The 15,110-nt window shown below is 71.9% G+C and carries 13 protein-coding genes; 6 read left to right on the top strand and 7 right to left on the bottom strand.

The genetic code is table 11. The features are described from left to right. Positions 1 to 22: 22 nt before the first annotated feature. From ASE87_RS08290 to ASE87_RS08280, 3 genes are read left to right on the top strand one after another with little or no spacing between them, the layout of a single operon-like run. Entirely contained in the window at positions 23 to 1,030 is a 1,008-nt protein-coding gene (locus tag ASE87_RS08290) for a LacI family DNA-binding transcriptional regulator (protein WP_043597608.1), read from the top strand. Between the two features lie 60 nt (positions 1,031 to 1,090). Beyond that, positions 1,091 to 1,732 (top strand): hypothetical protein, encoded by a 642-nt coding sequence (locus tag ASE87_RS08285; protein ID WP_056227548.1) that lies wholly within the window; start codon positions 1,091 to 1,093, stop codon positions 1,730 to 1,732. Further along, the gene (locus tag ASE87_RS08280) at positions 1,729 to 2,454 is read left to right on the top strand and encodes a hypothetical protein (RefSeq protein WP_056227545.1); all 726 of its coding nucleotides are present in this window, start codon (positions 1,729 to 1,731) and stop codon (positions 2,452 to 2,454) included. The genes ASE87_RS08285 and ASE87_RS08280 overlap by 4 nt, the downstream gene beginning before the upstream one ends. Before the next feature lie 267 nt (positions 2,455 to 2,721). Here the strand turns inward: ASE87_RS08280 and ASE87_RS08275 are convergent, their stop codons facing one another. Both ASE87_RS08275 and ASE87_RS08270 read right to left on the bottom strand, forming a co-directional pair. Beyond that, positions 2,722 to 4,077, bottom strand: coding sequence for an SLC13 family permease (locus tag ASE87_RS08275; protein ID WP_056227542.1), 1,356 nt, complete (start codon positions 4,075 to 4,077; stop codon positions 2,722 to 2,724). 118 nt (positions 4,078 to 4,195) lie between these two features. Beyond that, positions 4,196 to 5,557 carry a homoserine dehydrogenase gene (locus ASE87_RS08270; RefSeq protein WP_043597612.1) on the bottom strand — a complete coding sequence of 454 codons (1,362 nt, stop codon included), beginning with the start codon at positions 5,555 to 5,557 and terminating at the stop codon, positions 4,196 to 4,198. A gap of 167 nt (positions 5,558 to 5,724) precedes the next feature. Here ASE87_RS08270 and otnK point away from each other — a divergent pair, with 167 nt between their 5' ends. Genes otnK through ASE87_RS08255 form a run of 3 tightly spaced genes read left to right on the top strand, consistent with a single transcriptional unit; the run spans position 5,725 to position 8,479 of the window. Further along, positions 5,725 to 6,999, top strand: coding sequence for a 3-oxo-tetronate kinase (gene otnK, locus ASE87_RS08265; RefSeq protein WP_056227539.1), 1,275 nt, complete (start codon positions 5,725 to 5,727; stop codon positions 6,997 to 6,999). Further along, on the top strand, positions 6,996 to 7,673 hold the full coding sequence (locus ASE87_RS08260) for a class II aldolase/adducin family protein (protein WP_043597614.1): 678 nt from the start codon (positions 6,996 to 6,998) through the stop codon (positions 7,671 to 7,673). Before otnK ends, ASE87_RS08260 begins: the two co-directional genes overlap by 4 nt. 20 nt (positions 7,674 to 7,693) lie before the next feature. Then, on the top strand, positions 7,694 to 8,479 hold the full coding sequence (locus ASE87_RS08255) for a DeoR/GlpR family DNA-binding transcription regulator (RefSeq protein ID WP_056227536.1): 786 nt from the start codon (positions 7,694 to 7,696) through the stop codon (positions 8,477 to 8,479). Here ASE87_RS08255 and opgC read toward each other — a convergent pair whose 3' ends face one another. Genes opgC through ASE87_RS08230 form a run of 5 tightly spaced genes read right to left on the bottom strand, consistent with a single transcriptional unit; the run spans position 8,480 to position 14,954 of the window. Beyond that, entirely contained in the window at positions 8,480 to 11,026 is a 2,547-nt protein-coding gene (gene opgC / locus ASE87_RS08250) for an OpgC domain-containing protein (protein WP_157489758.1), read from the bottom strand. Then, complete coding sequence (locus ASE87_RS08245; protein WP_052505463.1) at positions 11,014 to 11,433, bottom strand: ATP-binding protein; 420 nt, start codon at positions 11,431 to 11,433, stop codon at positions 11,014 to 11,016. Before ASE87_RS08245 ends, opgC begins: the two co-directional genes overlap by 13 nt. Next, positions 11,426 to 11,758, bottom strand: coding sequence for an STAS domain-containing protein (locus ASE87_RS08240; RefSeq protein WP_043597617.1), 333 nt, complete (start codon positions 11,756 to 11,758; stop codon positions 11,426 to 11,428). The genes ASE87_RS08245 and ASE87_RS08240 overlap by 8 nt, the downstream gene beginning before the upstream one ends. After that, positions 11,755 to 13,704 (bottom strand): glycosyltransferase, encoded by a 1,950-nt coding sequence (locus ASE87_RS08235; protein WP_235472254.1) that lies wholly within the window; start codon positions 13,702 to 13,704, stop codon positions 11,755 to 11,757. Before ASE87_RS08235 ends, ASE87_RS08240 begins: the two co-directional genes overlap by 4 nt. A gap of 59 nt (positions 13,705 to 13,763) precedes the next feature. After that, complete coding sequence (locus ASE87_RS08230) at positions 13,764 to 14,954, bottom strand: GAF domain-containing SpoIIE family protein phosphatase (protein ID WP_056227531.1); 1,191 nt, start codon at positions 14,952 to 14,954, stop codon at positions 13,764 to 13,766. Positions 14,955 to 15,110: the final 156 nt, after the last annotated feature.

Raw genomic sequence — 15,110 nt, 5'->3', positions numbered from 1 at the left:
GTCGGGCTAGGCTGCCGACGTGATGACGGCACGGGTGACGATCCACGACGTGGCACGGGCGGCCGGGGTGTCGGTCGCGACGGTGTCGAAGGCGGTCAACGGCCGCTACGGCGTCTCGGCCCAGGCGATCGAGCGCGTCATGGCGGCGGTGGACGAGCTCGGCTACGAGTCGAGCCTCGTGGCCAGCAGCATGCGGGCCCGCCGCACCGGGGTGATCGGCGTGCTCGTGGCCGACTTCGAGCCGTTCAGCTCGGAGGTCCTCAAGGGCGTCGGGGCGGCCGTCCGGTCGCGGGGCGCCGAGTACGACCTGCTGGCCTACAGCGGAGCGCACCGCGGCGAGAACACCGGCTGGGAGCGTCGCTCGCTCAGCCGGCTGAGCGGCACGCTGATCGACGGGGCGATCCTCGTCACGCCGTCCGTGCTGACGACGGCCGCGAGCATCCCCGTGGTGGCCGTCGACCCGCACACCGGGCGCACCGACCTGCCGTCGGTCGAGGCCGACAGCCGCGGCGGGGCGTTGCTCGCCGTCGAGCACCTGCTCGGCCTGGGCCACCGGCGGATCGGATTCCTGGCCGGGCGCCCCGACCTGCGCTCGGCGTCGTTGCGCGAGGCGGGCTACGTGCAGGCGCTGCGGGCGGCCGGCGTCACCCGCGACCCGGCACTGACCCGCAACGGCGACTTCGAGTTGACGGCCTCTCGCCAGGCGGCCCGCTCGCTGCTGACCAGCCCCGACCGGCCGACGGCCGTCTTCGCCGCCAACGACCTCTCGGCCATCGCCCTGCTGCGCACCGCGCTCGACCTCGGCCTGCGGGTGCCCGACGACCTCAGCATCGTCGGGTTCGACGACATCCCCGAGGCCTCGCGGGAGTCGCCTCCGTTGACCACCGTGCAGCAGCCCATGCAGCGGCTCGGCAGCGCGGCCGCAGGCATGCTCTTCACGATGCTCGAGGGCGGCGAGCCGGCCGCCCCCGAGGTGCAGCTGCCGACGCGGCTCGTGGTGCGCGGCACGACGGGGCCGCCGCGCGGGTGACCGCCTGCGACTGCGATCTCCTGTTCACACTTCCGTACGTCGAGGCGTACCCTTGTGTGCATGCCAGAGCAAAGTGTCGCCGACTACGCCGCCAAGAACGGTCTGTCGGTCCGCCGCGTCCAAGCGCAGGCGGCATGCGGCGCCCTACCCGCACGGCGGGTCGCGGGGCGTTGGTTGATCGACGAGTCACTCGAACACAGGGCCGTCGCCCGGCGCCCTCTCGGCGTCCGCATGCAGAAGGCCCTGTCCGCACGACTGGACGGTCTCGACGACGGATTGACGCCCACCGAGAGGCTGCGCCTCGCGAGGCATCTCGACGAATTGAGGTCTGACGCGGACCCCGCCGATCTCATCTGGGCATGGTTCCGACCCCGGCGGCCCCTCAGACTCGACGGACTGCCGAGCGATGTCGCCGACCTCCCCGCGGACGGCCGCGTCGTCCCCTCCGGGTTCAGCGACCCCCGTGCCGGGATCGCAGCCGCCGGGATGCTCGAGGCCCACGTCGGCGCCCATGACCTCGATGCCGTGCTCGACGACTTCATCCTCGAACCCTCCGACCGGCCAACCGTCCTGTTGCACGTCGACGACGTCCGCCCGAGTGATCCGGTGCCGTTGGCGGTCCTGCTCGTGGACCTCGCACAGAGCCCCGGGCCACGCGAGCGGGCCCAGGTCGGCCGTCTCGTCGCCGAGCACCTGGCATGACGATCGTCGCCCCCGTCATGACACCGACCCAGGCAGCCGCGTGGCATGCCCTCTTCGCCGTCCACCAGCGGCTGCCGACCGGTTGGTGCCTCGTGGGTGGTCAGATGGTCCATTCGTTGTGCTGGGAGCACGGGATCACCTCGTCTCGCCCCACCGAGGACGCAGACGCGGCGTTGGACGTCCGGGCACATCCCCGGATGCTCTACGACTTCACCAGCAGCCTCGCGGACCTCGGCTACGGGCCGGACGGTGAGTCGTGGACCGGCCACCACCATCGATGGGTGAACGGCCGAGCGCAGATCGACGTCCTGATCCCGCGCTTCCTCGGCGTACGAGCGGATTCCCGACGAGGTGCCTCGGGCGGAACGACGATCGCTTCCGCGGGCGCACAAGGGGCCTTGAATCGGGCAGAGCCCATCCAGGTCGAGGTCGCCGGTGTCGTCGGAACGGTTCTCAGACCGACGTTGCAAGGCGCCCTGTTCGCGAAGGCGGCAGCTCTCGTCAACGATGACCCGAACCCCGACCGCCATCTCCTCGACATCGCCTTGCTCGGCACGGCCGTGGGCAGGACCGTCCGCCTAGGCAAGGGCGCGACGGCCGTCGAGAGGCGTCGCCTGCTCTCCGCGTTGGCACGGCTCGATCGCCGCCCGGCCCTGACGGCCGGACTCGAGCGCGGCCCGGGCGTGACTCGTCGAGTCCGGCTCGCTCTCGACCGGACCTGATCTCGACCCCCGCAGACCCCGGTGTCGCCCTTGACACCAGAGTCCGTGCCGGGAGTTCGGGCTCCCGACGATGCCAGCGGTTCGGGCCGCCGACGGCGTGCCGCGACGGGGTCGGTCGGGCACGGGGTGCCCAGGGGCACCCGGGCATGTCTTCGGAGCGGCACGCCTCCCCCGTTTGGGTGACATCGCGAGAAATGCGGAAACGCAGGAGGCGCGGGTCACGCGACCCGCGCCTCCTGCGTCCTCGAGGCCGTCAGGCCCGACCGATCAGGCCCAGAGGAACGGCACCACGAACGCCAGCAGCGTGACGACCGGTCCGATGACCACCATCGAGAGGCCCCATCGGGTCAGGTGGCGGTAGAGGCGCGGTCGGTCCTCCTCGACGCCCGAGGCGACGATGGTCGCACCGGTCGTGCCGAACGGAGCGCAGTCGACGAGCGAGGCGGAGATCGCCAGGGCGTAGATGAAGCCGGTCATCTCGAGTCCGCCGCCCGGGACGAGCAGGGGGACGGCGAGCGGGATGAGCGCACCCAGGATGCCGATGGTCGAGGCGAAGGCCGACACGAGACCGGCGATCACGCAGATGACGAACGCGGCGAGCAGCGGCGACGAGACCGAGCGGGCGACCTCGCCGAGCTGGTCGATGGCGCCGAGCCGCGTCAGGACGCCGACGTAGGTGATGATCCCCCCGAGCAGCAGGATGGTGTTCCAGTCGATGCGCGCCAGCGACGCACGGCCGACGTCGGGCTTGAGGAAGGCGAGGAAGACGGCGAGCGTCAGCGCGACCGCACCGAGGTTGAGGTCGACGTCGAGCAACGTGATCGTGAAGAAGCCGACGATCAGCACCGGGATGCTCACGAGCACGACGAGCTGGTACGCGCCGAGTCGGGTGGCGGTGGCCGGCTCGGTGAGGACGGCGGTGCCGCCCTGACCGTGCCCGGCACCGGTGACGGAGGTGCCGCCGGTGCCGCCGGTCCCGCCGGCTGCCACCGCGGCCCGGGCCACGCCCGCCGCCCGGGTTCGGGCGATCAGCTCTCGACCGCCGAACAGGAAGAACGCGACCAGCACGACGAGCGTGTTGACGCCGACCGAGAGGCCGAACATCAGACCCGGGTTGTACGGGATGCCCGAGGCCCGCGCCACGGTCATGACCGTGATGCCGTTGATGCTCGTCGGGGCGAGGGCACCGCCCACGATGGCCGAGCTCATGACGATGCCCATCATCGTCGAGTGGATCTTGTGCTTGTGCGCCAGGCTCATCGCGATCGGCACGATCGTGAAGGCGGCGTGCGACGTGCCGAGGCACGCGACGAGCGTGCCGATGACGAACATCGCCCAGGGGATGAGTGCGACGCGGTCGCCGATCAGACCGACCGAGCGGTCGACCAGCCAGTCGACGACGCCGGTCTCGCGGGCGATGCCGAACAGGTAGGTGATGCCGAGCAGGATCAGCAGGGCGTCGACCGGGAAGCCGCCGAGGACGTCGTCGAGGCTCTCGCCGACGACGAGCACGCCGACCAGGAGGGCGGCGACGAACGCCAGGGCGCCCATGTGCACGTTGCGGATCGCCGAGAGGGCGAAGACGGCGACGAGGACGATCAGCGCGACGAGCTCGACGCTCACGAGGTCGCCGCCGGGGTGGGTTCGGTCGGTTCGGGGGTGTAGGGCATCGTCGTCGATCTCCTGGTTCGGGGTGTCACGGGTCGGGAGGGGGGAAGGGGAAAGGCCGAGGAGGCGCGGGTCAGCGACCCAGCGCGAGCCCGGCCCGGTAGGCCGCCAGCGCCGCCTCGGGCACGTCGGCGAGGTCGTCCAGTCGCACGAGGTCGCCGGGGGCCACGTCGGCCACGAGCCGCGCGCCGCCGAGCAGGTAGTAGGGCGCGATCCCGTCGTCGTCGGGGTCGACGATGACGGGGGCGACACCGGCGATCTCGTGGTGGTGGCCCTCGACGCGGAAGGCGGTGCCGGCCGACAGCGCCTCGTCGGCACGGGCCGCGAGGATCGTGTGCTGCCGGGGCTCGGGCAGGCGCGACGTCCCGTCGACCGCGGCGACGATGCTCAGCGGGGTCTCGACGCCCATGAAGTGGTACGGCCAGTAGATGCAGGCGTGGCGGCCGTCGCGGCTGACGACGTGCCCCTTGCCGCGCAGCGTCTCCCAGGTGACGGGGTCGCCGGTGCGGACGATCACGAAGACGCCGCCGGCGAAGCTGGCCTCGCCCGGCAGGCGGAGCATCGAGAAGACGTCGACGACGCCGGTGCGGCCGAGCAGACCGCCGTCCTCGCGTGCCGTGTAGAGGTCTGCGAGCTCGTCCGGCCGGGCGACGGGGTAGTGCATGGCCTCGACGTCGGCGCGGGCGCCGGTGTAGAGCGAGACGACGTTCATCTCGCACGAGTCGGCGGCCGCTGCCCGTTTGAGACCGGCGACCGCCGAGGCACGCGCCTCGACCGTCGCCAGGGGGTCGTCGCCCAGGTCGAGCAGCGACGCCAGGGAGGGGGCGTGGACGGTCGTGCCGGCCTGGTCGACGACGCCCGTGGCCGGGTCGAACGCGAGGTCGTACTCGCCCGACTTGCCGAGGGCCACGACGTCGAAGCCGCACTCGAGCACCCAGGCCACGAGACGCAACAGGTTCGCGGGCTGGTCGCCGTCGCCGGGCAGGTACCGCAGACCGGCCGCACGGGCCTTGGCGCTCAGCGCCACGCCGGCGACGGACTCGACCTCCTTGCTGACCATGACGACGTGCACCCCGCGGTCGAGCGCGGTGTCCGCGTAGCCGTGCCCGGCCTCGATGCGACCGGTGGCCTCGACGAGGACGTCGACACCGTCCCAGTCGACGGCCGAGGCGTCGGCGATCACGGCGATCGAGCCGGCCGAGACCGCCTCGGCGGTCGCCGCCGCCGTAGACGGCGTCGCGACGGACGCGGCGGGCACCCCGAGCTCGTGGAGCATGGCCGTCACCCCGTCGACGTCGGGGTCGACGAGCTGCGTGGCCGTCAGGTCGGGCAGGCGGCGCAGCTGGTCGAGCAGCGTGCGGCCGTAGCCACCGTTCGCGCCGGTGAGGAGGACGCGGACCGGAGTCGCGCGAGACGTCGTCGAGTGGAGGATCACCGTTGTTCCCGTTCGTTCAAGAGGCCAGGAGCGGCCCGGGCGAGCATGGCAACTGTAGCGAGACTTATCAAATTGTCAAACATCGCACCAAATAGTCACATAGACTGTCTTCGCCCACCCGCCGAGACCGAGGCGCCGTGAGCCCGCCCGCCACCGAGAGGTCCTGCATGTTGATAGGTGCCGTCGCCGACGACTTCACCGGAGCCACCGATCTCGCCTCGGGCTTCCGCCGCCGTGGCCTCGAGACGGTGGTCGTCGTCGACCCCGCCGCCGTCGAACCGACGACGTACGCCGGCGTCGACGCGGTCGTGGTGGCCCTGAAGACCCGCACGGCCCCGGTCGACGAGGCCGTCGAGCAGTCGGCCGCCGCCCTGTCCTGGTTGGTCGAGGCCGGCGCCGGACGATTCGCCCTGAAGTACTGCTCGACCTTCGACTCGACCGACGAGGGCAACATCGGGCCCGTCCTCGACGCCTTCCGTGACCGGCTCGGGGTCGACCGGGCGATCGTCGTCCCCGCGTTCCCCGCGAACGGCCGCACCGTCCGCGACGGTCGCCTCTTCGTCGGCGACGACCTCCTCGAGGACTCGTCGATGCGTCACCACCCGTTGACGCCCATGACGCGCTCGCGGCTGCGCGATCTCCTGGCGCCCCAGACACCGACCCCCGTGACGGAGGTTCCCCTGGACGACGTCCGCGCCGGGGTCGACGCGCTCCGATCGACGCTCGACGACGCGCCGTCGGGCTACCTCGTCGTCGACGCCGTGGACGACTCCGACCTCGAGACGATCGGCCGGGCGACGGCACACCACCGCCTCCTCAGCGGCGGAGCGGGCCTGGCCCTCGGGGTCGGTGCCGCCGACGCCCCGCCACCCGCCCTGCCCGCCGAGTTCTCGCACGTGAGCGGGCGGCGCCTGGTCGTGTGCGGGTCGGCGTCCACCGCCACCCGCGGCCAGATCGCCCACGCGGCGGCCACCCACCCCACGCGCAAGGTCGACCTCGCGGCCGCCACGACCGACCCCGCGGCCGAGATCGCGGCTCTCGCCGACTGGGTGCGCGGTCTCGACGCCGACTCGGTCCCCGTCGTCTACTCGGTGGGCGATCCGTCCGACGTCGTGGCGGCGGGCCCCCGCGGCCCGTCGACCTCGACCCCGACCTCGACTCCGTCGGCCGCGTCCGTGGTCGAGTCCGTCCTGTCGACCCTCGTGCACGACCTCGTCGCCGACGGCACGGTCGGGCTGGTCGTCGTCGCCGGTGGCGAGACCAGCGGTGCCGTCGTGACGGCACTCGGGGCACCCGCCCTGATCGTCGGGCCACCGCTGGGCCCGGGCGTCTGCTGGAGTGCCGCGACGACGAGTGACGGCCGACCGGTCGCCCTCGTCCTGAAGAGCGGCAACTTCGGTGCCGCCGACCTGTTCTCGACCGCCTGGGAGGCCCTCTCGTGACCGCCACGACCACGAAGACCGCGACGACCGCGGCCGAACGACTCGTCGACGCCGGCCGCGCCCTCGTCGCCGCCGGCCTCAGCCCCGGCAGCTCGGGCAACGTCAGCGTCCGCGACGGCGACCGTCTGCTCATGACCGGCACCGGCACCATGCTGGGGTCGCTGACCGTCGACGACCTGTCGGTGCTCGCCCCCGACGGCACGCTGCTCGCGGGCCCGAAGCCGTCGAAGGAGGTCGCGCTGCACCGCGCGATGTACCTCAAGAACCCCGAGCACCGGGCCGTCGTGCACGTGCACTCCCCCTCCGCCGTCGCCCTGTCGTGCCTCGAGCCCTGGTCCGGGCACTGCGCCGTGCCGCCGCTCACGCCGTACTCACTCATGCGGGTCGGCCAGGTGCCGCTGCTGCCCTTCGTCGCCCCCGGCGACCCGGCCATGGGGTCGCTGGTCACCGACAGTCCGCTGCCGTTCCGCGCGGCCCTGCTGTCGAACCACGGCAGCGTCGTCAGCGGCGAGGACCTCGACCGGGCCGTCCTCGGTGCCGTCGAGGTCGAGGAGGCCTGCCGGATCGCGCTGCTGACCCAGGGCGCCGACCGCCGCCTCATCCCCGCCGACCAGGTGGCCGCCATCACGGCGGCGTCGGGCATGCCGTGGACGGGCCCCACGGCACTAGGCTGACCGACGCGAGAAAGGCCGACGTGTCCCCCACAGCCCCCCTCATCCCCGAGCAGCGGCGCGAGAGCATCGTCGAGCACCTGCAGCGCGAGCGCGTCCTCAGCTACCGGCAGCTGACCGACCTCCTCGGCGTCAGCCAGATGACGGTCCGACGAGATGTCGCGACCCTCGAGGACGAGGGTCGCGTCACGGCCACCCCCGGTGGCGCCAAGCTCACCCCTCGACTGCTGGTCGAGGCGAGCCGGGACGTCAAGCAGGACGTCGACGTCGCCCAGAAACGGTCCATCGCCCGCGCGGCCGCGGCGCTGGTGCGCGACCACATGACCGTCTACCTCGACGCCGGCACGACCGTGCAGGCCATGCGCGAGCACCTCGACGACCTCACCGGCCTGACGGTCGTCACCAACGACCTCGCGACCGTCCGGTCGTTCTTCGACCACCCCGACGTCGACCTCATCGTCGTCGGGGGCCGGGTCGACAGCGCGAACCAGTCGACGCTGGGGCGGCTGACCCGGTTGACGCTCACCGAGCTGTCGCTCGACCTCGCCTTCATCTCGTCGAGTTCGTGGGACCTCACGCACGGCGTCACGACGCCCGTCGAGGCCAAGGTCGAGGTCAAGCGAGCCGCGCTCGAGGTCGCCGAACGCTCGGTGCTCGTCGCGGACAGCTCGAAGTACGGTCGCTTCGGCAAGTACCGGGCCCTCCGCCTCGCCGAGCTCGACACGATCGTGACCGACGACCGCCTGGGCGACGAGGCGACGGCGGCCCTGGTCGACGCCGGTCTCGACCTCGTGGTCGCCGCCCCCTGATCAGCGTGGGACGACCGAGAACAAGAACTTCTTCTTCACCATCACCCAGAGCAACAGCACCGAGACCACGTGGACGACCGTGCCGACGATCACGTCCGAGCGGTCCAGCCCGGGGATCGACGCGACGGCGAGCACGAAGAAGACCTGCCAGATGAACACGTAGAGGCTGGCCTGCCCGAGGGGGACGTAGAACCAGCCGAGTGCCGCCGAGAGCGGCTTCCAGAACACGGTGAGGATCGCGTAGACGCAGACGACCACGAGCGCCACGTCGACCAGCCGGCCCCACTGCATGTCGACCCGCTGGTAGCCGGTCGCGTACAGCGTGTCGTACAGACCCGACGGGATCGGCCCCGGGCTGAAGCCGTAGGCGTGACCGGCCCAGATCAGCGCGAGGAACCCGGCGTAACCGACGACTCCCACGCCCACCAGGACCTTGCCGAGCCGGGTGGTCAGCGCCGCCACGATCTGCCGCCGGTACCAGCCGATCACGAGACCGTGGGTGAAGAGCACCTGCCAGGCGAAGAGCGGGAACACCGGCTCGAACTGCGACGGCAGGAGGTGGAAGTCCGGGAAGACCACACCGACGGCGTAGATCGCCCAGCTGAGCAGCAGGACGGCCCACCAGGCACGCCGCTTGATCGCCCACATCAGCGCCGGGATCGTCAGGCTCAGGACGACGAACAGGCCCATGATGTTGAACGGCCACGGCCCCATCTCGAGCAGCAGCAGTTGGCGCACCGCGTACCAGGGCGGCGGGTAGTCGAGCAGGCGGTCGACGTTCGGGTAGAGGTCGTAGACGCGTCCCTCGGCCGAGGCGCCCGTCATGCCCGTGCCGCGGTCGGTGAAGGTCGTGATCGCGGCGGTGTTCAGGAACGGCACGAAGCTCAGCGCGAAGACGATCAGGATGACCGCGAGGGTCACGACGTACTGCTTGCGCGCCCGGACGAACGCACCGATCGCCGCCGCCTTCTCGCCGTACTTCTTGATGCCGAGCGGGTAGACCATGCCCAGCACGATGCCGCTGAGGAACACGAACATCTCGGCGCCCGTGATCGCCCCGACGGCCTTCAGCGTGACGAACGAGAACGGCCCCGCGACCTCGATGTGCGTGACGACGACGGCCAGGATGATGAACCCGCGGAAGAGGTCGATGCGCAGGTCGCGGGCGGGGGATCCGTCGTCCGGGTAGCGCCAGCGGGGCAGCAGGCGCCCGACGACGCCGCTCACCAGGAAGGCCAGGGCGAGCGCCACGGCACAGGCGACGATCCAGCCCATCTCGTCGCCGCCGCCGTCGCGCACCTGTACGGTCGCGGCGTCGCCGTCGGTCGAGGTCACCCGGTCGCTGACCGGCCCGAGGTCGATGCGGTCGCCCGCCTCGAGGTCGGTGCGCAGGGCCTCCGCGATGCCCGGCTCGGCGGTGGCCCGCCAGTCGACGGGTCGGTCGCCGGCCTCGGCCTCGTCCCGCTCGACCTCGAGCCAGGTGACGCCGGCGATCCGGTCGTGGGTCGGCAGGGCGTCGAACACCTGACGCCACCAGCCCTGCTTGACGTCGAGCTCGGGGGCACCGTCGAACTCGTCGGCGTAGAGGGCGCCCGTGTCGAGCAGCATGGGTCGGTCGCGCCCCTCGGCGAAGCGCTCGTAGAACGTCGACGGCTGAGCCTCGGTGTAGCCCCAGGTCTCGTCGAAGCGCGCCTCGACCTCACCCGCCGCCGGGGCCTGGTTCTCGACCAGCGGCACCGACGTGCCGGCGGCCGTCGAGGCGCTGCCCTTCGCGAAGTAGAACATCGACTGACCCACCCAGTCGACGGCGTCGTCGCCCGGGTAGTACGGCCCGTACGGGTCGTCGGCCTCGGTGACGCGCCCGTCGTCGTTCGTGTCGAGCAGGTCGACGTCGCCCGAGGGGGTCTCGGTGAGCCGGCCGACGGCGTCCGAGAACGGATAGCCCGCACCGTAGGACGGAGCCCACACCATGCGGGCCTGCGAGTCCCCGGCGTGGACCACGTCGGCCAGCGTGCGGAACGCCCCGACGAACGCCGTGGGCTGCTGCCCCCAGCGCTGCCAGTTGCCGTTCATCTCGGGCGCGAAGCGCACCAGTTGCAGCGTGCCGTACTGCTGGTCGATCTCGGTCAGCAGGTCGTCGGCCCGACGCGCGTCCGCGGCGTCGAGGTCGGCGAGCCGCCCGGTGGGCTCCAGGCTGACCACGAGCACGGCGCCCTGGGCGGCCGCGGCACGGGCCGACCGTCGCCACTCGTCGGTGGCCCGACCGTCGAGCGGGTAGTCGATGTTGACGCCGTACAGCGACGGCGTCGCGCCGAGTCGACCGGCGTAGCCGTCGGGGCCGTCCGAGCCCCAGTCGAGGTCGGGGCCGAACCACGTGCCCGAGGGTTCAGGAGGCGCGGCGGCGGCCGACGCGGACGTCGCGTCCCCGAGCACCGCCGGCCCCAGCGCCAGCGGCACGAACGCCGCGACGGCGAGCAGGGCCGCGCCGATCCGACGGGCCGCCCGCCGACGTGGCACCGTCGCCGACGGGTGCCTCAGCGTCGGCACACGAGCGTCCACACGTTGCGGCCGTCCTCGTGCCGGTAGTCGAGGCTCTCGAGGCTGAGGAGCGCCAGGGCCAGGCCGCGACCGTCCTCGTCCTCGAGGTCGGCCATCGAGACGGCGCTGAGGTCGATCTCGCTGGGCATGCCGTTGTCGTGGAAGACGGCCCTCAAGCGGTCGTCGGTGGCGGAGAGCTCGAGGGTGAAGCGGCGGCCGCGGTCGGCCTCGGACCGGCGCGAGTGCTCGACGACGTTCGCCGCGATCTCGACGATGGCGGTCTCGAACGAGAAGCGCGTCTCGAGCGAGTCGTCGCCGAGCGAGGTCCACCACGCCTCGAAGGCGTTCTGCACCAGGTCGATGCTCTCGGGTTCGACGGCCACGTCGATGACGACGGGGCCGGGACGCTCAGTCATCGAGGGCGGCCGCGACCGAGGCGCGGGGCTTGAGGATGCGGTCGAGGTTCGTGAGGCGCAGCACCATCGAGACCTGCTCGGTGGGGGCCACGAGCCGCAGGTCTCCCCCGGCCTGGCGTGCCGACTTGAGGCACGACACGAGGGCCCCGAGGCCCGACGAGTCCACGAACGTCGTGCCCGAGAGGTCGACGATGATGAGGCGGTCGCCGGCCGCGAGACGTGCGGCCACCTCGTCGCGGAGTTGTGGTGTCGAGACGACGGTGAGGCGCCCCTGTGGGGAGAGCACGCAGCCGCCTTCGACGGCCTCGACGGTGACGGTCATCATGATTGTTCCTTGTCGTGGGGTGCCGAGGGCCCCGGATAGAGAACGGCCCGGACGATGATGCTGAAGATCACCAGGTCGAAGAGCACCCAGGCGATGTTGACGAGCGGCGCGATGCCCTCGGCCTGCCCGGTGGCGTAGCGGATGCCGACCAGCACGAGTGCGGCGACGAGGCAGGCGACGGCCCAGATCTGCGGTCGGACGAGGTCCCACCGGGGGCCGGTGGCCGCCTGCTTCGTCTTGGGCGTCACCGAGAAGCCGAGTGCGCGGCCGCGGTAGACGTTCTGGAACGCCGTGGTGACCGAGGCGATCCAGACCGGGAAGAGCGCCAGCGAGTACTGCTGCCCCCGCCAGGTCGGCCTGCCCGCCGCGACCACCCAGAAGAGCAGCTGGTTGAGCACCAGGAAGGGGATCAGGCGGGCGAAGAAGTCGACGCTGTAGGCCTGCACCGGGACGACGCCGAACGACAGGCACAGCACGGGCGCGGCGATGTAGACCACGGCCGCGAAGCCCGAGAGGTAGCTCCACATGGTGGAGAAGTACATGAGACGCTGGCCCCACGACAGCCCCTTCTGCATCAGGGGGTTCTCGCGGAAGAACACCTGCATGGTGCCCTGGGCCCAGCGCAGACGCTGCGTCATCATGGTCGCCAGGTCTTCGGGCGCGAGCCCGATCGCGAGGGTCTCGTCGTGGTAGACCGACCTCCACCCCAGCCCGTGCAGGCGCATGGCCGTGGCCATGTCCTCGGTGACCGAGATCGTGGCCAGGGGCATGATCGCCTGCGCCTCGGAGCCGCGGTCGACGTCGAGCGCCCCGACGAGCAACGAGATCGACTCGATGGCGGCGAGCGGCGAGGACGACCGCTGCGCGAGCAGGTCGAGGGCCGCCTCGTCGAGGGCGTCGAACGTGTCGGGGCCGAGCGACATGGCCGCGAGCTCGGCGAGGTCGCCCTTCATGGCCGCGAGGTCGGCGTCGGCGAAACGGAAGGCGATCGTGTCGATGCTGCGCTGGAACCGGTAGGTGACGTCGCCGATGGACTCTCCTGCGGCGAACTCGGCCCGGGCGCGCTCGACGACGGTCTCGGCGTCGTCCAACGCCTCGAGCACGCGGGGCTGGCCGACGGCCTCCTCGCGGGCCCGCACCAACAGCTTGCGCGAGGTGCGGACGGCTCGACGCACGGCGGCCTCGACCTCGGTGACGTACCGCGCGACGCCCAGCTGCATCAGCGCCTCCCGACGGAGGACCGCGTTCGACCCGCAGAAGAACGCGCTGTTCCAGCCGTCCTTCGACTGCTGGATGGGCCCGTAGAACAACGGCGCCTGGCTGCCCAGGGGGTCGGACTCGGGCACGTTCTCGAACCACTGCGGCGTCTGCACGAGAGCGACGCGCTCGTCCTTGAAGTAGCCGAGGGTGCGGTCGAGGATCTCGGGCTTCGGCACCTGGTCGGCGTCGAGGATCAGCAGGAACTCGCCCTCGGTCGACAGGAGGGCGTTGTTGAGGTTGCCGGCCTTCGCGTGGCGCGGCCGGTCGGCCCAGTCGTCCGACCGGGTGATGACGCCGATGCCGGCGGCGTCGGCGGCGGCCCGGATCTCGGGGCGACCGCCGTCGTCGAGTATCCAGGTCGTGTGCGGGTATCGGATGCGCTGCGCCGCGAGGGCGGTGCGCATGACGAGGTCGACCTCTTCGTTGTAGGTGGTGACGAAGACGTCGACCGTGACCCGAGTCTCGAGGCCGTCCGGGTCGGGCGCGGTCGGCGGCTCGCCACGCTCACGCAGCCGCCAGGCCCCGAGGCCGAACAGCAGCGAGTCGATCACGCTGTACGTCTCGGCGAGGATCAGCGGCACCGCGATCCACCACGACGACCAGTTCACCGACGCGGCCCAGCGCCAGACGATGTAGTTCAGACCGGCGAGCGACGCCAGCAGGACCGCCACCCGGATAGCGACGATGCGGCGACCCGGGGTGGTCCGGTCGAGCAGCCGCTGGTCGCGGCGACTCAGGGTGTCGGTCACGCGCGACGGTCCATGACGACGACGGTGACGTCGTCGCGCGAGAGGCGTCGCTCGGTCAGGGCCGCCATCGAGCCGAGCAGGCCGAGGCCGTCGGCACCGCCGGTGGCGGGCCGCGTCGCGAGCCGCCCGACCTCGAGGGCCCAGTCGAACTCGTCGTCGAGGACGTCGAGGACGCCGTCGCTCATGACGATCAGCTGGTCGCCGACGCCGAGGCGGGTCGTCTCGGTGACGTGCTGTTGCTGCTCGTCGAGCCCGAGCGGCAGCCCCGTGCCCGCGAGGTGCTGCACGCTGCCGTCGGCCCGGACGATGATGGACAGCCCCGCCCCGGCGTCGACGAACGAGAGTTCGTCCGTGTCGAGGTCGAGGACGGCGTGGAAGTACGTGACGAACGTCCCCGTGCGCTGGAGGTCGGTCCGCACGGCTCGTTCGATGCGGTCGACCGCGAGGCCGAGTTCGCGTCCGGCGGCGACCTGCGGTGAGGCCGCCCGACAGGCCGCCCGGACGGAGGACCCGATGATGGCCGCCCCGACGCCCTTGCCCATCACGTCGCCGACGGCCACGTGCACGAACCGGCCGACGAGTCCGTAGTCGTAGTAGTCGCCCCCGACGCTCAGCGAGGGCAGGCAGATGCCCTCGACCCGGACGCCCTCGACCTCGAGGGGCTCGGCCGGCAACAGCGCCTGCTGCGTGGAGCGGGCGGCCGAGGCGTCGGCGTCGGCGAGGAGCTCGACCTGGGCCCAGGCGGCCAGGTCGCGGAACTCGGCCATCTCGTCGTCCGAGAGCTGCCGGGGCTCGGCGTCCATCAGGCAGAACGACCCCACGACGTTGCCCGATCCGTCGCGCAGCGGGTGACCGACGTAGAACCGCAGCCCGTTGTCGTTGAAGGCGCCCAGGTGGGCGAACCGCGGGTCGACGCGGGCGTCGTCGGTGGTGACGATCTCGCCCGTGTCGGTCACGAGGCTGCACGGGGTGTCGGTGCGCCCGGACTCGGGGTCGTCGAAGCCCGCCCGGCCGACGAAGAGCGCGCGCTCGTGGTCCATGACGGTGACCGACGACAGCGGCACCCCGAACACGGCCCGGGCGACGCGGGTCACGCGGTCGAGGCGGGCCTCACGGCCGGACTCGACGATGCCGAGCGTCTCGACCGCTCGCTGCCGACGTTCTTCGCGGACTTCGTCCCTGATCACACGACTCCCTCTCGCTGGGCGCGCCTGGTGGGAGCGTGCCGTCTCCGAACCCTGCAACGATGCCACAGAGCCCTCGCCGCGTCATGCCCACCATTAGGGGGACACCGAGGAGGCGCGGTGCCGGTCGACCGGCACCGCGCCTCCTCGAGGCCTCGC

Origin of the sequence: Frigoribacterium sp. Leaf44, from assembly GCF_001421865.1 — a bacterium.
In the GTDB taxonomy this organism is placed as follows: domain Bacteria; phylum Actinomycetota; class Actinomycetes; order Actinomycetales; family Microbacteriaceae; genus Frigoribacterium.
This window is presented reverse-complemented; position numbering and strand designations above follow the sequence as displayed.

Excerpts from the sequence above, each read along its gene's own strand:
- ASE87_RS08290 (WP_043597608.1), top strand. The coding sequence starts at position 23 with ATGACGGCACGGGTGACGATCCACGACGTGGCACGGGCGGCCGGGGTG.
- ASE87_RS08285 (WP_056227548.1), top strand. The coding sequence starts at position 1,091 with ATGCCAGAGCAAAGTGTCGCCGACTACGCCGCCAAGAACGGTCTGTCG.
- ASE87_RS08280 (WP_056227545.1), top strand. The coding sequence starts at position 1,729 with ATGACGATCGTCGCCCCCGTCATGACACCGACCCAGGCAGCCGCGTGG.
- otnK (WP_056227539.1), top strand. The coding sequence starts at position 5,725 with ATGTTGATAGGTGCCGTCGCCGACGACTTCACCGGAGCCACCGATCTC.
- ASE87_RS08245 (WP_052505463.1), bottom strand. The coding sequence starts at position 11,433 with ATGACTGAGCGTCCCGGCCCCGTCGTCATCGACGTGGCCGTCGAACCC.
- ASE87_RS08240 (WP_043597617.1), bottom strand. The coding sequence starts at position 11,758 with ATGATGACCGTCACCGTCGAGGCCGTCGAAGGCGGCTGCGTGCTCTCC.